The organism is candidate division WOR-3 bacterium (assembly GCA_039803925.1).
In the GTDB taxonomy this organism is placed as follows: Bacteria; Hydrothermota; Hydrothermia; order Hydrothermales; family JAJRUZ01; genus JBCNVI01.
In genome coordinates, this window is record JBDRZL010000004.1 from 75,528 (window position 1) to 95,460 (window position 19,933).

The 19,933-nt window shown below is 29.6% G+C and carries 23 protein-coding genes and 1 tRNA gene; 21 read left to right on the forward strand and 3 right to left on the reverse strand.

Annotation, left to right across the window (positions count from 1 at the left end; genetic code table 11):
• The first annotated feature begins 5 nt into the window (after positions 1–5).
• From ABIN17_03365 to rpmD, 8 genes are read left to right on the forward strand one after another with little or no spacing between them, the layout of a single operon-like run.
• Positions 6–899, forward strand: a complete 894-nt coding sequence (locus ABIN17_03365) for a M23 family metallopeptidase (GenBank protein ID MEO0284096.1) — start codon at positions 6–8, stop codon at positions 897–899.
• The gene (locus ABIN17_03370) at positions 892–3,648 is read left to right on the forward strand and encodes a hypothetical protein (protein MEO0284097.1); all 2,757 of its coding nucleotides are present in this window, start codon (positions 892–894) and stop codon (positions 3,646–3,648) included. Before ABIN17_03365 ends, ABIN17_03370 begins: the two co-directional genes overlap by 8 nt.
• Positions 3,638–3,973 carry a preprotein translocase subunit YajC gene (gene yajC, locus ABIN17_03375; protein ID MEO0284098.1) on the forward strand — a complete coding sequence of 112 codons (336 nt, stop codon included), beginning with the start codon at positions 3,638–3,640 and terminating at the stop codon, positions 3,971–3,973. The genes ABIN17_03370 and yajC overlap by 11 nt, the downstream gene beginning before the upstream one ends.
• Positions 3,957–4,484, forward strand: coding sequence for a peptide deformylase (gene def, locus ABIN17_03380; GenBank protein ID MEO0284099.1), 528 nt, complete (start codon positions 3,957–3,959; stop codon positions 4,482–4,484). The genes yajC and def overlap by 17 nt, the downstream gene beginning before the upstream one ends.
• Before the next feature lie 44 nt (positions 4,485–4,528).
• Positions 4,529–5,455: a methionyl-tRNA formyltransferase gene (fmt, locus tag ABIN17_03385; GenBank protein MEO0284100.1), complete on the forward strand. Its 927-nt coding sequence runs from the start codon at positions 4,529–4,531 to the stop codon at positions 5,453–5,455.
• Entirely contained in the window at positions 5,452–5,694 is a 243-nt protein-coding gene (locus ABIN17_03390) for a DUF2905 family protein (GenBank protein MEO0284101.1), read from the forward strand. The genes fmt and ABIN17_03390 overlap by 4 nt, the downstream gene beginning before the upstream one ends.
• A gap of 26 nt (positions 5,695–5,720) precedes the next feature.
• Complete coding sequence (gene rpsE, locus ABIN17_03395) at positions 5,721–6,224, forward strand: 30S ribosomal protein S5 (protein MEO0284102.1); 504 nt, start codon at positions 5,721–5,723, stop codon at positions 6,222–6,224.
• A gap of 1 nt (position 6,225) precedes the next feature.
• The gene (rpmD, locus tag ABIN17_03400) at positions 6,226–6,423 is read left to right on the forward strand and encodes a 50S ribosomal protein L30 (protein ID MEO0284103.1); all 198 of its coding nucleotides are present in this window, start codon (positions 6,226–6,228) and stop codon (positions 6,421–6,423) included.
• 1 nt (position 6,424) lies between these two features.
• Here rpmD and ABIN17_03405 read toward each other — a convergent pair whose 3' ends face one another.
• Positions 6,425–6,568, reverse strand: a complete 144-nt coding sequence (locus tag ABIN17_03405; GenBank protein ID MEO0284104.1) for a hypothetical protein — start codon at positions 6,566–6,568, stop codon at positions 6,425–6,427.
• 229 nt (positions 6,569–6,797) lie between these two features.
• Between ABIN17_03405 and rplO the strand changes: the two genes are divergently transcribed.
• Genes rplO through ABIN17_03450 form a run of 9 tightly spaced genes read left to right on the forward strand, consistent with a single transcriptional unit; the run spans position 6,798 to position 12,700 of the window.
• Positions 6,798–7,244, forward strand: a complete 447-nt coding sequence (rplO, locus tag ABIN17_03410) for a 50S ribosomal protein L15 (protein MEO0284105.1) — start codon at positions 6,798–6,800, stop codon at positions 7,242–7,244.
• Between the two features lie 30 nt (positions 7,245–7,274).
• Positions 7,275–8,606: a preprotein translocase subunit SecY gene (secY, locus tag ABIN17_03415; GenBank protein ID MEO0284106.1), complete on the forward strand. Its 1,332-nt coding sequence runs from the start codon at positions 7,275–7,277 to the stop codon at positions 8,604–8,606.
• Positions 8,606–9,238, forward strand: coding sequence for an adenylate kinase (locus tag ABIN17_03420; protein MEO0284107.1), 633 nt, complete (start codon positions 8,606–8,608; stop codon positions 9,236–9,238). Before secY ends, ABIN17_03420 begins: the two co-directional genes overlap by 1 nt.
• Positions 9,235–9,984 (forward strand): type I methionyl aminopeptidase, encoded by a 750-nt coding sequence (gene map, locus ABIN17_03425; protein MEO0284108.1) that lies wholly within the window; start codon positions 9,235–9,237, stop codon positions 9,982–9,984. Before ABIN17_03420 ends, map begins: the two co-directional genes overlap by 4 nt.
• A gap of 13 nt (positions 9,985–9,997) precedes the next feature.
• Positions 9,998–10,216: a translation initiation factor IF-1 gene (gene infA / locus ABIN17_03430; protein ID MEO0284109.1), complete on the forward strand. Its 219-nt coding sequence runs from the start codon at positions 9,998–10,000 to the stop codon at positions 10,214–10,216.
• 37 nt (positions 10,217–10,253) lie between these two features.
• Positions 10,254–10,448, forward strand: coding sequence for a 50S ribosomal protein L35 (gene rpmI / locus ABIN17_03435; GenBank protein MEO0284110.1), 195 nt, complete (start codon positions 10,254–10,256; stop codon positions 10,446–10,448).
• The gene (locus ABIN17_03440) at positions 10,449–10,832 is read left to right on the forward strand and encodes a 6-carboxytetrahydropterin synthase (GenBank protein ID MEO0284111.1); all 384 of its coding nucleotides are present in this window, start codon (positions 10,449–10,451) and stop codon (positions 10,830–10,832) included.
• Positions 10,825–11,481: a 7-carboxy-7-deazaguanine synthase QueE gene (locus ABIN17_03445; GenBank protein MEO0284112.1), complete on the forward strand. Its 657-nt coding sequence runs from the start codon at positions 10,825–10,827 to the stop codon at positions 11,479–11,481. The genes ABIN17_03440 and ABIN17_03445 overlap by 8 nt, the downstream gene beginning before the upstream one ends.
• 1 nt (position 11,482) lies before the next feature.
• Positions 11,483–12,700: a zinc-binding dehydrogenase gene (locus ABIN17_03450; GenBank protein ID MEO0284113.1), complete on the forward strand. Its 1,218-nt coding sequence runs from the start codon at positions 11,483–11,485 to the stop codon at positions 12,698–12,700.
• Here ABIN17_03450 and ABIN17_03455 read toward each other — a convergent pair whose 3' ends face one another.
• Positions 12,701–13,900, reverse strand: a complete 1,200-nt coding sequence (locus ABIN17_03455) for a pyridoxal phosphate-dependent aminotransferase family protein (GenBank protein MEO0284114.1) — start codon at positions 13,898–13,900, stop codon at positions 12,701–12,703.
• A gap of 117 nt (positions 13,901–14,017) precedes the next feature.
• Here ABIN17_03455 and ABIN17_03460 point away from each other — a divergent pair.
• Positions 14,018–14,093: transfer RNA gene (locus ABIN17_03460), tRNA-Pro, on the forward strand.
• A gap of 147 nt (positions 14,094–14,240) precedes the next feature.
• Here ABIN17_03460 and ABIN17_03465 read toward each other — a convergent pair.
• Positions 14,241–16,412 (reverse strand): AsmA-like C-terminal region-containing protein, encoded by a 2,172-nt coding sequence (locus tag ABIN17_03465; protein MEO0284115.1) that lies wholly within the window; start codon positions 16,410–16,412, stop codon positions 14,241–14,243.
• A gap of 11 nt (positions 16,413–16,423) precedes the next feature.
• Between ABIN17_03465 and ABIN17_03470 the strand changes: the two genes are divergently transcribed.
• The 3 genes from ABIN17_03470 to ABIN17_03480 all read left to right on the forward strand — a co-directional run.
• Positions 16,424–17,674 (forward strand): trehalase family glycosidase, encoded by a 1,251-nt coding sequence (locus tag ABIN17_03470; GenBank protein MEO0284116.1) that lies wholly within the window; start codon positions 16,424–16,426, stop codon positions 17,672–17,674.
• Positions 17,667–19,037, forward strand: coding sequence for a glycosyltransferase family 39 protein (locus ABIN17_03475; protein ID MEO0284117.1), 1,371 nt, complete (start codon positions 17,667–17,669; stop codon positions 19,035–19,037). Before ABIN17_03470 ends, ABIN17_03475 begins: the two co-directional genes overlap by 8 nt.
• 143 nt (positions 19,038–19,180) lie before the next feature.
• On the forward strand, positions 19,181–19,933 hold a 753-nt coding region (locus ABIN17_03480; protein MEO0284118.1), incomplete at its 3' end, for an ATP-binding cassette domain-containing protein.

Below are 19,933 nucleotides of genomic sequence, written 5' to 3' on the forward strand. Positions count from 1 at the left end.
AAATTATGAAAAAGGGATTTATAATCACTATTATTCCCTCTGAGAGTAATGGAAAAGTTAGAAGTGTTTTTATTAGTCCCTTTATAATTAAGTTTCTACTATTCACTTTCTTTTCAATTTTTATCCTTAATTCAGTTTTCCTTTACCATTTCTTTAACTTCGAAATTGATAGAAATAAACTCAATTTTCTCATAAAAGAAAATGAGACTCTTTCTAAAAAAATTGAAATAATGAAAATTAAAAATGATTCTCTCACAAGTAAAATTGAAAAATTAGTGGATAGAATAAACAAATTAAGAAGTTATGCTGGTCTTGAACCTTTTGAAGAAGATTTATTAAAAATGGGTATTGGTGGAGAGCTTTTACCTCGTGAAGAAAAGAAGGTTCTTGAAGAGAGAATTGATTTTATGTTAAATCTTGCCTCTGAGTTTGAAAAGAAAATTAATGAGGTTGAAAATTATGTTGAGAATAAGAAAAAGGAACTTGAACACACGCCCTCTATTTCTCCTGTAGCTTCAGGATGGATAGTTTCAGGATATGGATACAGAAGAGACCCCTTCACAGGCAAGGTAAAACTTCATGAAGGTTTGGATATTTCTTCTAATTATCAATCTCCTGTCCAGGCGACTGCTAATGGAAAAGTTGTTTTTGCTGGATGGAAAGAGGGTTATGGACTCACGGTTGAGATTGACCATGGTAACGGATTTAAGACAAAGTATGCTCACAATTCAAGGATTTTAGTTCAGGTTGGACAAAGTGTTAAAAGGGGAGAAATAATTGCTTTAATGGGTTCAACAGGAAGAGCAACAGGAGTTCATGTTCATTATGAGGTTCAGCTTTTTAATAAACCCATAAACCCCTTAAATTATATAATACCAGATCATCTCTATTTTGACTAAAAGATTAATTTTACTTTTATCTCTTTTTGTTTTATTTTCAGGTATAAATAAAATACAGTATAAGGATTTTGATTTTAAATTTATTGAGACAGAGCATTTTAAAATATATTATTATTCTGGTGGAGAAAAACTTGCAGAATTTGCTTCTTTTAATTTAGAGGAAGTTTTCCCTGATTTTTCTAATTTTTTTCAGATAAAGATAAATTATAAAATACCTGTTTTAATTTTTAATTCACCGAATGATTTCAAGCAAAACAATGTAATTTTTGAAGTTTTGCCTGAAGGTGTTGGAGGGTTTACAGAAATATTTAAAAAGAGGATTGTGGTTCCCTTTAATGGTTCCTATGAAGAATTCAGGCATGTTCTTGTTCATGAATTAACCCATGTTTTTGAATATGAGCTTTTTTATGGAAAAGTTGGTCAGAATCTTTTTTCAGGAAATGTTCCAGAAATTCCTCTTTTTGTTATGGAGGGGCTTGCAGAATATCTTTCAAAAGAAGAAGATGCTGAGACAAGGGGTTTTACAAGGGATCTCTTAATAAACAGCCTTTTGCCAGATTTATACAGATTTTCTATGAGTGGTGGGTATATTGTTTATAGATTAGGAGAAATGTTTTTTAGATTTATAGAGGAAAAATACGGAAAAGAAAAAGTTTCAGAGTTTGTAAGAGCTTTTGTTGTAGCAAAAACTCTTGAAAGAAATGTTAAAAAAACTTTTGGGCAGAATCTTTCAAGGTTTTCAGATTATTTCAGATGGTATTTGAAAGAAAAATTGTATGATGATTTTAAAAAATATGATTTTCCACATGAAATATCTGAACAGATTACGGTTCATTCAGAAGAGGGAGGTTTTTTAAATATAGGTTGTGCTATATCCCCTGATGGTTCCAAAATTGCTTTTATTTCCGATAAAACTGGATTTACTGACATATATATCACTTACATAGGTAAAAGAAAATCTAAAAAAATAATTTCGGGTCAAAAAAATCCCTCTCTTGAGAATTTACATCTTGTAAGACCGGGTCTTTCCTTTTCAAGTGATGGAAAATACCTTGTTTTTATTACTTCAGGTGGTAAAAGTGATGTTCTTTTTGTCTATGATACTGAAAGAGAAAAAACTGTGATAAAAAGAGAACTTCGTGAGCTTGATGCAGGGTATGAGCCTTCCTTTTCTCCTGATGAGTCTAAAATTGTTTTTACAGGATTGAAGGATGGATTTTCTGATCTTTATTTATATAATATCCATACAGGGGAAATTATTTCCTTAATGGAAGATAAATTTGATGATAGAAATCCTCTTTTTATAAATGACACTTTGATTATCTTTATATCCGATAGAAATTATGAGGATAAATTAGGTAGTTATGCAGTTTTTTCCTACAACCCTTTAAAAGGAAATTTTAAAAGATTGTCGCCTTACCTGGGAAAAATTGACGACCCTTATCTTCAAGGAGACAGAGTTTATTTTTTATATGATGATCCAGGAGGATTAAGGAACCTATATTTTTATGATATTAAAAAAGATTCTCTCTACAGATTGACTAACTTCCCCACCTATATCCATGATGTTTCTTATTCAAAAGACTTAAGTTCTCTTTCTATTTCCCTTTTGTGGAAAGGCGGTTATGATATTTTTGTTATAAATGATATATCTTCCTTAAAACCTGAAAAAGTACCTTTGTATGAGGGAAAAGTTATAAAATTTAAAGAAGTTGATTATACTCATAAGAATTATACAGTTACTTTAACTCCAGACTGGGTGATTGCTGGATTTGGATATTATCCCCTCTATGGATATTTTGGTGGAGTTACCTTAGGTTTTTCAGATATTCCTGGTAATTGGGTTATTGAATTTTTTACAGAACTATCACAGGACATTATAAATTCTAACTGGGATTTAAGAGTTTTTTATCTTAAACAGAGAACTGATTATTTCTTTCAGCTGTACCAATATTTCCCTTATTACATTTTATCTGAAAGATATGATGCCCTTGATAAAGACCTTGGTACAAATCTTTTTATAACCTATCCTTTAGATATTTTTAATAGGATAGAGACAGGTTTTAATATCGGTTACAGAGAACGTTTCCTTATTGATTACATGCTTGAAAGAATTACTTTTGAAACTTTTATGGTTTATGATTATATACTTTTATATATATATGATAGAAGTTTCCGATTTTATAACGGAAGTAAGGATGGTGAATTTTTCGGTATAGGATTCACTAAGGGGCTTTCAAGTGACTATAATTATTATGAGATTCAAGCTGATTTTAGAAAATATTTTAGACTAACACCAAGGTCAAATTTCGCTTCAAGGTTTCTTTTTGGTCAGATAGAGGGTAGCGAAAGAGTAATTACATATTTTATTGGTTCACCTTACATGATGAGGGGGTATGAACTTTTTTCAAAATGGGGTAGAGATTTTATTTATGGAACCCTTGAACTTAGAATTCCATTTCTTGATAGATTAAGGATTGGATTTCTTCCATTTGAAATTGGAGGTATAAGGAGTGTATTATTTACGGAAGCAATATTACTTGGAAAAAAAGAAGATTTTAAAAATTTTAAACTTATTGAAAAAGTAGACGGAAATTATAAAACAAAGGATTTACTTATGGATGTAGGTATAGGTTTTAGATTTGATTTTGGATATTTTTATTTAAAACTTGATTTTGCTAAAAAATGGGATATGCAAAAACTTTACGGTTCCTGGCAATGGTGGTTGACTTTTGGAGATGATTTTTAGTTTAATTTCGCAAACCGGTAAAGATACTTTAAACCCGCTTGCTACATTTTTTATTTTTCTTTTTCCCTTAATTTTTATGTTTGTTTTTATGTATCTTTTTTTCATAAGACCGCAGCAAAAGGAAGAAAAGGAAAGATTGAAAATGATAAATTCTTTAAAGAAAGGTGATAAAGTGATAACTCTTGGTGGAATAATAGGAACTGTGGTTAAGGTAGATGATAGTGAGGTTATGTTAAGGACAGGTCCTGGAACACTTATTAAATTTGAAAAAAATGCAATAAGAAAGAAATTAGGGGAGGTAAGGGAAGTTGAAAAAAGTTCTTGAACTTAGGTATTATGGAGATCCAATTTTAAGAGAAAAAGCAGAACCTGTTAAAAAGATAAATGAATACATTAAAAAACTTGCACAGGGAATGATTGAGACAATGGAATTTTATGAGGGAGCAGGACTTGCTGCAAATCAAGTGGGTGAAAAGATTTCCCTTTTTGTTGTTTCAGGAAAGGTTTTGGGTGAAAATGAAAAGCCACTTATTGTAATAAATCCAGTTATTATTGATATATGGGGAAAAAGTGTTATGGAAGAAGGTTGTCTTTCAATACCAGGGATTTATGCGGAGGTTGAAAGACCTTTAGGTGTTCATTTAAAATATATAGATATAGATGGGAAAGAAAAAGATTTAAAAGCTGAAGAACTTTTAGCAAGGGTCATTTTTCACGAGTATGACCACCTTAATGGAGTTTTGTTTTGGGATAGGCTTGATAGGGAAACAAAAAGAATTTTAATTGCTCAATTTAGAAAGAACTTTTATACAAGGGAAAAGAAAATTAAAGTATAAATGGGTTAGACCCCCTTAATATTCTAAAAAATCTAATTATTATTATGTTTGAAGGTAAGTTAATATTTTTTGGAACAGGTGAATTTGCTGCCAAGGTATTTGTTTCAATGCTTAAAAATGGATTAAAGCCTGAGGTTATTGTTACTTCCCCTGATAAACCTCAGGGGAGGGGTTTAAAGGTTACACCTACACCGGTTAAGGAACTTGCTATCCAGCATGGTATTAAAAAAGAAAGAATTTTTCAACCCTATGATGTCAATCATCCTGCGCTTTTGAGTGAACTTAAGAAGTTTGAACCTGAAGTTATTTTTTTAACAGATTTCGGTCAGATTCTTGGCAAGGAGCTTCTTTCTTTGCCCAAAAATGGAGCAATAAATCTTCATCCTTCTCTTTTGCCTAAGTATAGAGGTGCTGCTCCTTTAGAAAGAGCAATGATGGATGGTGAAAAAGAAACAGGTTTTACATTTTTTATAATGGATGAAGGTATAGATACAGGGAAAATAATTTATCAGGAAAAAATTGAAATATTAGAAAAAACAAGAGGGGAAATAGAGTCAATAATAGCTGAAAAGGCTATGAGCATTTTCCCTGAAATATACAGTAAGTATAAAAAGGGGGAAATAAAACCAAAACCTCAGAAAGGAGAAAGTTCTTATGCTAAAAAAATTGATGAAGATGAACTCTGGATTGACTGGAAAAAAGATGCTTTTCTTGTTATGAGACACATTCATGCTTTATCACCCAATCCTGGTGCAAGAACGCATTTTGATGGTAAGTATATAAAAATATATAGAGTTAGAGAAGTTCCTGATTATAATGGTCCCATAGGTAAGATAATTGTTGATAGTTCGAGACTCTTTGTTTTATGTGGGAAAGGTGCTGTGGAAGTACTTGAACTCCAGCCTTCAGGAAAAAAGAAGATGTCAGCAAGTGAGTTTGTGCAAGGGTATCATCCTTTCTGGGCAGAATGAAAATTTTTGAGGAATTTTTTAAATTTTTTATTTTTTTAGGATTTTTCTTTATAGGAATAGGTTTTATTTTTTACTTACTTTCAAAGATTGAGACAATAAAAAGTATTCCAAGACTTCCCCTTGATATAATAATTGAAAAGGAAAATTTTAAATTTTATTTCCCCCTCGGCAGTTCTATCCTCCTTTCAATAATTTTAACACTTATTTTGAATATTTTCTTTAAGTTCTTGAAAAAATGAAAAGTAAAAAGGTATAATAAAAACTTATGGAAGAAGAAAAAACCCTTATTGAAAATATAATAAGTCTCTCCCGTGTTGCAAAAGTTGTAACAGGTGGAAGGAGATTTAAAATATCCGCCTGGGTTGCTGTTGGTGATGGAGAAGGTAGAGTGGGAATAGGTCATGGAAAAGCTACTGAAACTCCTGATGCAATTGCTAAGGCTTTAAAAAAGGCAAAAAAAAATATGATAAAGGTTCCGATTATAAATGGAACAATTCCCCATCCGGTTATAGGTAAAGTTGGTGCTGCGAAAATTCTTTTAAAACCAGCTGGTCCTGGAACAGGTCTTATTGCCTGCCACACAGTTCGTGCAATTCTTGAGGCTGCAGGGTTTAAGAATGTTTTAACAAAATCACTTGGTTCAAGCACACCCTGTAATCTTGCTCAGGCTACTATGGATGCTCTTTCACAGCTAAAGGACCCGAGAGAAGTCGCAAAGAAAAGAGGTTTGCCTCTTTCAAGAGTTACAAGGAAATTTATGATTTCTTAATATGAATGAGAAATATTTAAAAATTAAACAAATAAAATCAAGAATCGGTGCCAACTGGAGAGCAAAGAGAACACTTTTAGCTTTGGGATTAAAGAAAATAGGACAAATTGTTATTAAAAGAGATACACCCCAGATAAGGGGGATGATAGATAAGGTTAAGTATCTTGTTGAGGTTGAAGAGATAGAGGAGAAAAGTTAGATTATTTTATAAAATCACGGGGAAATATAAGAATTCTTTTTTTAAAAAATTCCTCAAAAATGGAAACAGGATATTCAAGTTTATTAGCTACAATTATTGTTGTGGAGTTAACAAAACTTATCCCTTTACCTTTGCTTTCTTTCATCTTTTTACATTATAGAAACATTTTAATTTTTAAGCCTTAGTTAACCTAAAAACAAACACAAAAATTGGACTTATTAATAATTGAGTTTACAAAAGAAAACTCTGGAAGTTTTTCATAGTGGAGTATTATAATTTATCTTAATGACTTGAAAATTTTGAAAACTTTTTTTATAATAATAGGTTAATATTAAAATTTTCCAAACAATTGAATTAAAAAAGGAGGAAACATTATGCTTGATTTAAGTAAATTAAGACCTGAAAAAGGAGCTGTTAAAAAAAGAAAAAGAGTTGGAAGAGGTATTGGCTCAGGTCACGGTAAAACCTCAGGTAGAGGTCATAAGGGAGCAAAATCAAGGTCAGGTAAGGAAAAGGGACCAGAATTTGAAGGAGGACAAATGCCCATTTACAGAAGGTTACCAAAAGTAGGTTTCACTAATCTTTTTGCTGAAAAATATGAAGTTATAAACATAAGGGATCTTGTGAGAAAATTTAAAGAGGGTGAGGAAGCAACTTATGAGGAGATGGAAAGAAGGAGACTTTTAAGAAAGAACTTAAAAGTTAAACTTCTTTCTGAAGGGGAAATTAATTTCCCCTTAAAGGTCTATGTTCATAAGGCTTCAAAAAAGGCAATCGAAAAGATTTTTAAAGCAGGAGGTGAGGTTAAATTTATAAATTAAGTTCAACCCTTGAAAAGTTAATGATTAAAAATGGCATCTGAACCTGCAATTGAGAGGATTAAAAATCTTTTTAAAATAAAGGATTTAAAGGAAAGATTTTTATTTACTGCTATTGTTCTTATAATTTTCAGATTTGGAACCCATATACCAATTCCTGGAATTGATACAAGGGCACTTGGAGAACTTTTTGCTCAGCAGTTAAGGGGTTCTTTTCTTGGTCTTTTTGATTTGTTTGTTGGTGGTGCTTTATCAAGGGCTTCTATTTTAGGTATTGGAATAATGCCTTATATTTCTGCTTCAATTATATTTCAGATTTTAACTACTTCTGTTCCTTATCTTGAAAAAATTCAGAGAGAAGGAGAAGCAGGTAGAAGGAGGATAGAGCAATGGACAAGATATTTAACAGTTTTAGTTGCTGCAATTCAATCTTTTGGAATTTCTTCGCTTCTAACAAGATTTACTTCTCCCTCAGGACTACCGATTGTTCCACATCCTGGAATTGGTTTTACTCTTTTAACAGTTATTACACTTTCAGCAGGAGCAGTTTTTTGTATGTGGCTGGGCGAACAGATTACAGAAAGGGGTATTGGAAACGGTGCTTCCCTTTTAATTTTTGTAGGTTCCCTTGATACAGTTCCACAGGAAGTATTTCAAACTTTCGGTCTTTTAAAAAATGGAGCAATATCCCTTGCAGCAATTATATTTGCAGGTGCTATATTATTTTTAATTACCTATTCAATAGTTTTTATGAATTTATCCTCAAGAAAAATTCCTGTTCAGTATGCAAGGAGAATAATTGGAAGAAAAGTTTATGGAGGTGCCTCAACTCATTTACCCCTTAAAATGACAACTGCTGGTGTAATGGCAATAATTTTTGCCCAGAGTTTAATGATTTTACCTTATTCACTTGGTTCCTTTTTTCCGCAATTACAGGACATTATGATATACACCCAACTTTTCAACCCAGGACACTTGCTTTATGATTTAGTTTATGGAATTCTTATAATATTTTTTAACTATTTCTATACAGCAGTAATCCTAAATCCAAAGGATATAGCTGATAATTTACAGAAATATTCAGGGTTTATTCCTGGAGTTAGACCTGGAGATAAAACTGCTGAATATATTGATAATGTTTTGAAAAGGATACTTCTTCCTGGTGGAATTTTTATAGCTCTTATTGCTATTTTGCCTTATTATATTTCAAAAATTACAAATGTTCCCTTTTATTTTGGTGGAACAAGGCTCTTGATAATAATAGGTGTTGCACAGGACACACTTCAGCAGATAGAATCACATCTTTTAACAAGGCAGTATGAGGGATTATTACAGAAAGGTAGATTCAGAGGAAGAAGAGGTTAATGAGAGTTTTATTCCTTGGACCACCTGGTGCAGGTAAAGGGACACAGGCAAAAAAAATATCAGAGGATTACAATATTCCTGTAATTGCAACCGGTGATCTTTTGAGAGATAATGTTAAAAGAGGGACTGAACTCGGAAAGCTTGCTAAAAAATATATGGATGAGGGAACCCTTGTTCCTGATGAAATTATGTTAAAAATTGTTGAAGAAGCTATAAAAGATTTAAATGAGTTTATTCTTGATGGATTTCCAAGAACAATCCCTCAGGCAGAGGGTCTTGACACTATTTTAAAAAAATTAAATAAAAGTTTAACTCATGTTATATATTTTGATGTGGACGATGAGGAAATAATAAGGAGGCTTTCTTCAAGAAGGGTTTGTCCAAAGTGTAATAAAATTTATAATCTTATTTTTAATCCACCAAAAAAAGGTGAATTTTGTGACGAGTGTGATATTAAATTGATTACAAGAGATGATGATAAGGAAGAAGTTATAAGAAAAAGACTAAGTGTTTTTAGAGAAAACACATATCCCCTTGTTGATTATTACAAAAAAAAAGGAATTCTTCATGTAATTAATGGAAAAGGAAAAGCGGAAGAAATAGAGTGTAAAATTAAAGAAATTTTTGTATGATAATCCTAAAATCAAGAGAAGAGATAGAGAATATAAAAGAAGCATCAAAAATAGTTGCAAAGGTTCTTTATGATATAGAAGAGTATATAAAACCAGGAGTATCAACAAAAAAGTTAAATGATATAATTGACAGGATGATAAGAAAAATGGGAGGTTCTCCAGCATTTCTTGGTTATAAGGGTTATCCTGCCTCTTCCTGTATTTCTATAAATGAAGAGGTTGTTCATGGAATACCTTCTGAAAATAAGATTTTAGAAGAAGGAAGTATTGTTAAAATAGATGTGGGTGTTAATAAAAATGGGTTTTTTGGAGATGGAGCTAAAACATATAAAGTGGGTAAAGTGAATGGAGATTTGGAGAGATTGCTTCAGGTTACTGAGAAGGCGCTTTATATAGGAATAGATAAAGCAAGAGCAGGTAATAGAGTAGGTGATATTGGTTTTGAGATACAGCAATTTGTCGAATTTGAAGGTTTCAGTGTTGTAAGAGAACTTGCAGGTCACGGAGTTGGACACTATCTACATGAGGAGCCAGTTGTACCTAATTATGGTAAAAGAGGAGAGGGACCTTTATTAAAAAAAGGTCTTGTTATTGCAATTGAGCCTATGGTAAATATGGGTTCCCATGAAGTTAAGGTTTTAAGGGATAAATGGACTATTGTTACGCTTGATGGAAAGCCTTCTGCCCATTTTGAACATACTGTTTTGATTGATGATGAGCCAATTATTTTAACTACATTAGATTAAGGGAGGAAAAATTATGGCAAAAAAAGGTGTAATAAGAATGGAAGGAACTGTGCAGGAAGTTTTACCTAATACAATGTTCAGGGTTAAGCTTGATTCAGGTCCCCTTGTTTTATGTCATCTTTCAGGTAAGATGAGGCTCAATTTTATAAAGATATTGCCTGGTGATAGAGTTTTGATAGAACTTTCTCCCTACGATCTTACAAGAGGAAGGATAATTTACAGAAAATCTTAGGGGTTCTACTCCCTTAAAAAGTTCTAAGGAGAAAAAAATGCCAAAGTTAAAATCAAAAAAAACAGCAAAAAAAAGATTTAAATTAACAAAAAAGGGAAAGGTTAAATACTATCATGCTTTTCATTCTCATCTTGCAGGAAGCAAAAATGCTAAAAGGAAAAGAAGATTAAGAAAGCCTGATTATTTAAAAGGATCAGACGAAAAGAGAATAAGAAGACTGATTGATGTATAGATGCCCTGGATTTTAAAAAAAAGAATAAAAAGGGAAATAGGTCATATGTTATTTAATTATGAGGGAAAATGTAATTTCCCCCATGGACATACTTTCTGGATAGAAGTTGAAGTTTTATTTGATAAGCTTGATGAAATTGGAATGGGAATTGATTTTGAAGAACTTGAAAGGATAATAAAGGAAATTTTTCCTGATCATGTTTTCTTTAAATATGAAAAGGATGAAAGAGTAAAGGATATAAAGGGAGTTATAAATTTACCTTTTAATCCAACTTGTGAAAATCTTTCAAAATGGGCATATTATAAATTGAAGGAAAGGGGTTTAAGTGTTAAATCAGTTAAGATAGAGGAAACCCCCTTTTCACAAGCAATTTATTTTGAATAATTTACCAGTTTCAGAAATTTTTGAATCAATTCAGGGTGAAGGACCTTTTATAGGTAAAAGGGCAGTTTTTTTAAGGCTTGCCTTCTGTAATTTAAAGTGCTCCTTCTGTGATACTGATTATACATGGAAGGGAGAGATTAAATATAAAAGGATGAGTTTAAAGGAAGTGGAGGAAAAAATTTTGAAGTATAATATTAATCATCTTGTAATTACAGGAGGGGAACCTCTTTTGTGGGAAAAATTTTTTTTTCCTCTTGTTGAAAATCTTCTTGCCAAAAGATTTTTAATAGAGGTTGAAACTAATGGAACAATAGAAAGTTTTTTACCTCAGGATGTTCATTTTAATGTATCTCCAAAACTTTCTAATTCAGGTGAGCCTTATGAGAAGAGAATAAAGATAAATGTTTTAAAAAGTTTTAATAAAAGGGAAAAAGCAATTTTTAAGTTTGTGATAGAAAAGGAGGAAGATATATATGAAGTTCTTGATTTAAAAGAAAAGCTAAATATTGAGAATAAAAAAATATATTTAATGCCAGAGTCCCGAAATATTAAAGAGTTAATAGAAAGAAAAAGGACAGTTTTTGAATTATCAAAAAAATTTGGATTTAAATTTAGTGATAGACTTCATATTCTAATGGGTGTAAGATGATATGAAAGCAATAATTTTTGAAGAGAGTATTCCAAAGTATGTTTTAACTAAAATTCTTGGTAAATTAAATAAATCATTTTATTATTCACCTTTTTCCTGTGTGAAACTTACAGAGATAAAAGAACCTGATCTCCCAAGGGGAAAATATTTAAAAATAAAAACAATTTATGGTGGAATATGTGGAAGTGATATAAATTTAATCACTTTAAAGGACTCACCTACCCTATCACCTTACTCCTCTTCTCCTTTTGTTATAGGGCATGAAAATGTTGGAATTGTTTATGAAAAAAGTGAAGATGCTCAAAATTTTAAAAAGGGAGATAGAGTTATAGTTGACCCTGTTTTATCATGTAAAGCAAAGGAAATAGAAAATTTATGTGAAAATTGTAAAAAGGGTGAATATTCAAGATGTTTGAATTTTTCTGAGAAAGGTAAATTAAGTGAAGGGATTATAATAGGTGCATGTAAAAACACTTCTGGTTCATGGAGTGAATATTTTATTGCAAATGAATTCCAGACTTTTAAATTACCAGAGGAAATCTCTGATGAAGATGCAATTTTAATTGATTCTTTCTGTTCTGCCCTCCATCCAGTTATAAGGAATTTTCCGAATGATAATGATAAAGTTTTGATAATAGGTGCAGGAACCATAGGTATCTGTGCGGTTTATGCTTTAAGGGCACTTCTTAGTAAATCAAAAATTTTTGTTTTAACAAAGTATGAATTTCAGGCAGAAAAAATAAAGGATTTGGCAGAAGTTATATATTTAAAAGAAGATTATTTAAAGAAATTTGCTGAAATAACAGATTCAAAAATTTTAAAACCAATCTTAGGAAAAGAATTTTTAAATTCAGGATTTGATATAATTTTTGAATGCACAGGAAATAAAAATATGATAGAGGATTCTTTAAGATGGATAAAACCCGGAGGAAAAATTGTTTTAATAGGAACATTCGGAATTATGAGTTTTATTGATTTAACACTTTTATGGTTTAAAGAGGCAAAACTTATAGGAACAAATTCTTCAAGCACAGAAAATTATTTAAAGGAAAGGAAAAGATGCTATGAAATTGCAATTGATCTATTAAAAAATAAAAAGATAAGTTTAAAAGATCTTTTGACCCATAAATTTAAAATAGAGGATTATAAAAAGGCAATTGAGGCAAATTTAAATAAGGGAAAATATAAACTTATAAAATCAGCATTTATCTTTAAATAATTATATAACTCCTAATTTTTTCCCAACCTTTTTGAAAATTTCAAGCCCCTTTTCTATATGCTCATCTGTATGGGTTGCCATACAACTTGTTCTTAAAAGTGAATCACCTGGTGGAACACCTGGTGGAACAACAGGATTGACATAAATACCTTCTTCTAAAAGTTCTTTCCACATATAAACTGTTTTCCATTTATCCCTTATATATACAGGAACAATTGGAGTTTTGGTTTTCCCTATATCAAATCCAAGTGATTTTAAACCATTTCTCCATTTTTCAGATACCCTTTTTAAATTCTCAATTCTCTCGGGCTCTTTTTGCATAATTTCAAGTGCCTTTAATGCACTTGCTAAATTGGGTGGTGAGATTGCTGCACTGAAAATAAATGATCTTGCAACATGCTGAATGTAAAATATAACATCCTCATCACCGGCAATAAAACCACCAAGACTTGCAAAGGATTTACTGAATGTCCCCATTATTAAATCAACATCCTTTTCAACACCAAAATAATTTGCTGTTCCCCTTCCGCATTCACCGAGAACACCAATTGAATGGGCATCATCAACCATAATTCTTGCATTATATTTTTTGCATATTTTTATAATTTCAGGTAATGGAGCAATTTCACCGGTCATTGAATAAACACCATCAACTATGACAAGTTTGCCTTTGCCTTCTGGCAACTTTTTTAAAACTTTTTCTAAATCTTCTAAATCATTATGCTTAAACCTTTCCATTTTACCAAAGGACATCTTACATCCATCAATTATTGAGGCATGGTCTTCCTTATCAACAATTGCATAATCATCCTTTCCAACAATTGCAGATATTGTTCCAACATTTGTTTGATAACCTGTTGAAAATACAATACATTTTTCTTTCCTTAAAAATTCTGCAAGTTTTTCTTCAAGTTCAAGATGAATCTTTAAAGTTCCGTTCATAAAGCGAGAACCTGTTACACTTGTCCCATATTTTTTAATTGCTTCAATTGCTGCTTCCCTTACCCTTCTATCAGTTGTAAGTCCTAAATAATTGTTTGAACCAAACATTAAAACCCTTCTCCCATTGAATATTGCTTCAGTCCCTTCATTGTTTTCAAGGGGAAGAAAGAAAGGGTAAACACCTTTTTCCATTGCAATCTTTGCTTCATAAAGTGGATTTAAAGGAGTTAAATTCTTGCATTTTTCAAAAATATCCATAATTACCTCCTTGTTTAATTTTTTTATTTTATTTTTACATATTTCTGATAATCAAGATAGTAAAAGTGAATATATAAGGGTTGAAATTTATTTAATTTTTTTATATAATTATTTAATCGGGGCGTAGCGCAGTCCGGTTTAGCGCGCTACCTTGGGGTGGTAGAGGTCCGGGGTTCAAATCCCCGCGCCCCGATTAAATTTTTTTCCCTCCATATAGTGGTATATAATGCTTTTATAGGAAAATTGAACTCCTTGTTAGGATTAGACTTTTTCCCTTCTACTCCGCAAACTTCTACCCTTAAAAAGTTAAACTTTCTTAATTTAATTCTATTTAGCCGATCTAAAAGCCAAATTTCTTTTTTAATTCTTCAAGACCTTTTTTAACACCTTCCTCAAGTTTTTCCTTTCCTTTTTTCTTTAATTCTTCCTTAATTTTTTCCTCAAATTTTTGTGTATTCAGAGAAATAGAGGGATTTTTATGTGTCCCCTTTATTTTAAAGAAAAGTTCAAAATCTCCTGACTTGTCTGTAAAATAATTTGAAAGAGCTGAATACTTCCTCAAAAGTTCTGCCCCCTTTCCCCTGAATTTAAAAAGAATATCAAAATCAAGGTCCCCTTTCAAAGATGCTCTACCTTTTGGTTCTAAAAAGTAATCAGAAGCATCTATTTTAAAATCAGGAAAATCTATAAAACCCTTTTCTATTTTTATTTTTAAATTTATGTTTTTAAACTTTAAATTTTTTAATTCCTCTATTTTTAAAATTTCTGCTATTTTATCCAGAATCGGGTCCTTTTTAAATTCTCCATCAAAAGCAATTACAGTATTTGAAGCATAAAGTGTCCCGAAAATATCATCAAGGTCAAACTTACTATCTGTCTCTATGTTTAATTTACCTTTTATTTCTCCAAGGTAAAACTTATGATTTTTCAAAATTTCTGAAAACTCTAAATTTTTACCCTTCAAATTTGATTTAACTAATATACTTCCCTTTGTAATTTCAATATTACCCTCAATTTCTCCTCCATAAACCTTTCCCTTTAAATTTTTAATTCTTATACCCCTTTCGTCAATTTCAATCTCAACTTTTATATCCTTTAAATTATCTTCTTTATATACAAAATTCCTTATGTTTCCCTCAATAAAAATTCTTATATTCTCAGGAAGAATAAGTTCGGGTTTTTTTATTTCTTTTTTACCTTCACCAGTTTTTTTCTCTTCGGGCAGGATTTCATTTAAATTTAGATTGCTTGAATTTAAAGAACCCTTTAAAAAAGTTATTTTCCCTTTTGTTTCTCCATTTAAATTAAATATTAAATCATTTTTTCCTGCATAAAATTTCCCTGAAATATCTAAATTACCCTTTGCACTCCCTTTTGCATTAAAATCCAAGGAATAATTTAAACTTTTACCTGTAAATTCAAAAAGGTCTCCATTTATTTTTCCTTTTCCACTAAATTCATTTGGAAATAAAAGGGAAAATTCAATATTTAAATTACCTTTCTGTTTTTCTGAAGCAAAGTCTAAGTTTAATTCACCTCTTTTACCTTTAAATTCTATAAAAAATTTAGTAAAATCCACTTTTCTTAAAGGTGTTTTTACATAAAGGGATTTTCCATCAATTTTCCCTTTTATATCAGGAATTATATCTTTATAATTACCACTTACAGTGATTAAAACATCAAGATTACCACTTAAATCAATTTCTTTAACTTTTAAAATTTCTTTAACAAATGTAAGAGGTATATTTTTTGATTCAAGGGATATTTTATATTCAGGCTCTCCTACAAGTACTTTTAAGATTTCACCCTTTCCATTTAAATTTATATCTTTTACCTTTATATCATAATTTTTTATTTCAAGTTTATCCTTTGTTAAGTCAAAATTCAGATTGAAAGAGTATTTAATGGGCGAAAAAAATTCAAAATCCTTTAAAGAAACATCACCATTACCTTTAAATTCAAAAGTGTTCCTTGTGATACTTTTTGAAGAAATTTTTAAATTAAAGGGGTAAATAGCTATTCTTTTCCCTTTTAAGGGTACTATCTCTATTCTTGCTTTTTCAATTTCAAGACTTTTAAGAATAAAAAATACAGGAATTTCAATCTTTTGAGCTTCTTTTTCCTTTTCAGGTTTTTTAACAGGAAATTCTTCTTTCTGATATAAAAATAAAGAGGGGTTTTTGATATAAATTCCATCTATTTCAAGAGTTCTTTTAAAAATAAGTGGAAGAATCCTTAAGGAAAATTCAATTTTTTCTACATCAAGAAAATCTCTTTTTTCATCTTCCTTAACTTTTATCCTTTTTGCACTTATACCTATTTTTCTTAAGGAAATCTGGGGTTCCACCTTTTCAATTTTCACATCCTTTTTGAGTGCATCGCTCAATGTTTTCTGGGTGAATTCTTTTATTCTTTCAGGTGTAAGGTAGCTTTTTACGATAAAGAAAATTGTTAAAAGTAAAATAAAAATTAAGGCAAAAAAGGAAAGAATTATAAATATAATTTTTCTCATAATAAAATTATATGGAAAAATTAAGGGAAAAGGCACAAAAAATTTTACTTAAAAATTTAAAAAAGGGTTTTAGTAAAAATCTTAAAAAAAATTACTTTTATATTTCACCTGATAAAGAGCATTATCACCAGTGGTTCTGGGATTCCTGTTTTCATATTATTGTTATGTCTGAATTTAATACTCAATATGCAATTAATGAACTTGAAACCCTTTTAAGTGTTCAAAAAGAGAATGGTTTTATTCCTCATATAATTTTCTGGCGTTTTAGATTAAAGGATCATTTTAAAATATGGTGGAAAAAAGAGCAAGATCCGGACTATAAATTTTTCACTGCTGAAATTCAACCTCCTGTTATTGCTCTTTCCCTTAAAAAATTATATAAAAAATCAGGTGATAAAGAAATGCTGAAAAAATTTATTTTTAAAATTGAAAAGTATTACAAATATTTAGAAAGGGAAAGAGACCCTGATAGAGATTCACTTATTTCAATTATAACTCCGATGGAATCAGGAATGGACCTTTCTCCTCAATACGATATTGTTCTTCAAAATTTTGAATTTAACCCTCAAAAAACAGTTAAGAAAATTACTGAAATTTTATTTTTTTATAAAAAAATCAACTGGGATTTAAATATAATTTTTGAAAAAGAAATTTTTGATGTGGAGGATGTTGCTTTTAACACAATTTATGCCCTTTCCCTAAATTCCCTCTCCTTTTTGTTTAAGGAAATTGGAGAAGAAAATAAAAGTGAATATTACAGAAAAAAATCTGAGGAAGTTAAAGATAAGATAATTAAAAAATTCTGGGATGAAGAAGATAAAATTTTTTACAGTTTATATCACAGGAATAAAAGAGAAGAGAAAATGAAAGTTAAAACAATATCTTCACTTTTCCCTTTATGTCTTGATATTCCTGAATATTATGTAAATCACCTTTTATCACATTTAACAGATCCTGAAAAATTTTTTCTAAATTATCCTATACCAAGTGTATCGAAAGATGAGAAAAGTTTTGGTCCTTTGACAGATACCAGATTTTTGTGGAGGGGGACTACATGGGTAAATGCGAACTGGTTTATTTATAAAGGTCTTTTAAGACATAATAAAAAAGATCTTGCTAATATAATAAAAAAGAAAACAGAAGAACTTATTGAAAAATTTGGATTCTGTGAGTTTTACGACCCTCTAACAGGTTATCCTGGTAAGGCTATGAGAGATTTTTCCTGGAGTACCCTTATAGTTGATTTTAAACCTGATGAATAGAAAGTTAATTTATTTAATTTTTTTATCAGGTTTTTTAATCCGTTTTTTACTTTACATTCAGAGAAGAGATCTATGGCATGATGAAGCTGCTCTTTTAATGAATTTAAAAGAAAAATCCTTTGTTGAATTGATTAATGAAAAACTTGAATATAATCAAATGGCACCTTTATTTTTTTTGATTTTAAATAAAGTTTCAGTAATTTTAGATAATGATAAAAACAATGAACTTGTCATAAGATTTTTACCCTTTTTATTTTCCCTTTTATCATTTTTTATTTTTTATTTTTTGATAAAGGAAATAGATGATAATATTGGATTTCTGTTAATTTCTCTTCTTGTTTTTTTAATTTCAGAAACCCTTTTACTTTATTCTTCAGAATTTAAACACTATTCCTTAGATGTTTTTACAACATGTTTATTTTTACTTATTTGTTTTAAGTTTTTAAAAGATTATTCATTAAAATATTCTATTCTATTTTTTCTTTCGGGTTTAATTTTGCCTTTTTTTTCCTTTACGATTTTTTTCTTTTACCCTTCAATTATTTTAGTTTCCTTTTATCATTTTTATAAAAATAAGACTTTAAAAAAAATTTACTTTTTAATTTTTTCAAGTTTAATTTTTTTAGTTTTCTCAATTTTTTATTACAAAATTTTTTTATTCCCTTATAAAGAAGTTAAAGGTTTAGTTGATTACTGGAATAAATTTTATTTTAATCCTTTTAAAATTTCAGAATATGTAAGATTTTTAGGTGTTTTTATTTCAATTTTTCACGGAACTCTTGGTCTTAGAGTGCCAATTTTAGTTTTTCTTTTATTTATGAATGGTCTTTCACTTATTTATAGAAAAGATAAAATTCTTTTTTTATTTTTTGTTATTTGTATTTTGACAGTTTCATCTTTTTCTTTTCTGAGAATTTATCCCTTTCACGGAAGGCTTCTTTTATTTTTAGTTCCAGTTTTAATTTGCATCATTTCTACGAATTATTCAATAAAAAATTTATTTTTAAATAAAATATTTTACATAGCTTTTTTTATAATTTTTGTTAAAACATTTTTTTATGATTTAAAACTTTTATTATATCCACACAGAATTGAAATAAAGAAGGCAATTTCAACTCTGAAAAGGGAAAATGTTAAATATGTTTATGTTTCAGGAAGTTTAGTGATGCCCTTTAAAATTTATGAAAAAAATATAAAAGTTATTGAAAAGAACCAAATTTTTAATTATTTAAAAAATAATGACAGATTTTGGCTTATTCTTGATAAAAGGGAAATTCGAGAATTTAAAGAAAAAAATTTCTTTTTTGTAGATACTTTTAAATATTTTAATGTTTATATATGTAAAATAAAATATGTTTTGTAAATATTGTTATATCTATTGAAAATATTGAAAAAAAGATAAATAGATGGTATAAATAAATATAAAAAGATAATTGTATTATTTTGCAAGTAGTGTTGTAATAGAATTTGTTAATTTAATTTTCAAATAAAACTTAGGGGTGAGTTATGAATACAGTTATAAAAGTTAGAAATCTTCATAAAATTTATAAAAGACCAATTAAAGAAAAAGGGCTTAAAGGAGCTCTGAAAGAATTTTTTAAAAGAAAATATGAAGAAGTTTATGCATTAAAAGGAATTAGTTTTGAAGTTTATAAAGGAGAGATTCTTGGTTTTGTTGGTCCAAATGGTGCAGGTAAAACAACATGTATGAAGATTCTATCAGGTGTTCTTTATAAAACAGAGGGTTATGTGAGTGTTCTTGGTTTTGATCCATTTAAAAGGGAAAAAGAGTTTTTAAAAAAGATAACATTTGTTATGGGGCTTGAGGGATTTTTAGAGGAGATAGTATGGGATATCTCAGCAAGAGATGGTCTTGATTTTATAAAAGATTTATATGAAGTTGATGATAAGATATTTAAGAATAATTTGAATGAAATGGTGGAAATACTTGATGTTAAAGATATTCTTGATGTTCCTTTAAGAAGACTTTCAAAGGGTCAGAAAATGAGGCTTGAACTTATTGCAAGTTTAATTTATAATCCAGAGGTTTTATTTTTAGATGAGCCAACACTCGGGCTTGATATTGTTTCACAGAAAAATATAAGGGAATTCATAAAATATTATGTTGAAAAGAATAAAGCAACATGTATTCTAACAAGTCATTATATGAAGGATGTTGAGGAATTATCTGATAGACTTATAATTATAAACAAGGGTGAAATAATTTATGAGGGAAAAGTAAAGGGTGCAATTGAAAAA

Bases quoted from the DNA above. Each gene is read 5' to 3' on its own strand.
- ABIN17_03365 (MEO0284096.1), top strand. From the start codon at position 6: ATGAAAAAGGGATTTATAATCACTATTATTCCCTCTGAGAGTAATGGA.
- yajC (MEO0284098.1), top strand. From the start codon at position 3,638: ATGATTTTTAGTTTAATTTCGCAAACCGGTAAAGATACTTTAAACCCG.
- fmt (MEO0284100.1), top strand. From the start codon at position 4,529: ATGTTTGAAGGTAAGTTAATATTTTTTGGAACAGGTGAATTTGCTGCC.
- ABIN17_03390 (MEO0284101.1), top strand. From the start codon at position 5,452: ATGAAAATTTTTGAGGAATTTTTTAAATTTTTTATTTTTTTAGGATTT.
- rpsE (MEO0284102.1), top strand. From the start codon at position 5,721: ATGGAAGAAGAAAAAACCCTTATTGAAAATATAATAAGTCTCTCCCGT.
- rpmD (MEO0284103.1), top strand. From the start codon at position 6,226: ATGAATGAGAAATATTTAAAAATTAAACAAATAAAATCAAGAATCGGT.
- ABIN17_03405 (MEO0284104.1), bottom strand. From the start codon at position 6,568: ATGAAAGAAAGCAAAGGTAAAGGGATAAGTTTTGTTAACTCCACAACA.
- rplO (MEO0284105.1), top strand. From the start codon at position 6,798: ATGCTTGATTTAAGTAAATTAAGACCTGAAAAAGGAGCTGTTAAAAAA.
- secY (MEO0284106.1), top strand. From the start codon at position 7,275: ATGGCATCTGAACCTGCAATTGAGAGGATTAAAAATCTTTTTAAAATA.
- ABIN17_03420 (MEO0284107.1), top strand. From the start codon at position 8,606: ATGAGAGTTTTATTCCTTGGACCACCTGGTGCAGGTAAAGGGACACAG.
- map (MEO0284108.1), top strand. From the start codon at position 9,235: ATGATAATCCTAAAATCAAGAGAAGAGATAGAGAATATAAAAGAAGCA.
- infA (MEO0284109.1), top strand. From the start codon at position 9,998: ATGGCAAAAAAAGGTGTAATAAGAATGGAAGGAACTGTGCAGGAAGTT.
- rpmI (MEO0284110.1), top strand. From the start codon at position 10,254: ATGCCAAAGTTAAAATCAAAAAAAACAGCAAAAAAAAGATTTAAATTA.
- ABIN17_03440 (MEO0284111.1), top strand. From the start codon at position 10,449: ATGCCCTGGATTTTAAAAAAAAGAATAAAAAGGGAAATAGGTCATATG.
- ABIN17_03450 (MEO0284113.1), top strand. From the start codon at position 11,483: ATGAAAGCAATAATTTTTGAAGAGAGTATTCCAAAGTATGTTTTAACT.
- ABIN17_03455 (MEO0284114.1), bottom strand. From the start codon at position 13,900: ATGGATATTTTTGAAAAATGCAAGAATTTAACTCCTTTAAATCCACTT.
- ABIN17_03465 (MEO0284115.1), bottom strand. From the start codon at position 16,412: ATGAGAAAAATTATATTTATAATTCTTTCCTTTTTTGCCTTAATTTTT.
- ABIN17_03470 (MEO0284116.1), top strand. From the start codon at position 16,424: ATGGAAAAATTAAGGGAAAAGGCACAAAAAATTTTACTTAAAAATTTA.
- ABIN17_03475 (MEO0284117.1), top strand. From the start codon at position 17,667: ATGAATAGAAAGTTAATTTATTTAATTTTTTTATCAGGTTTTTTAATC.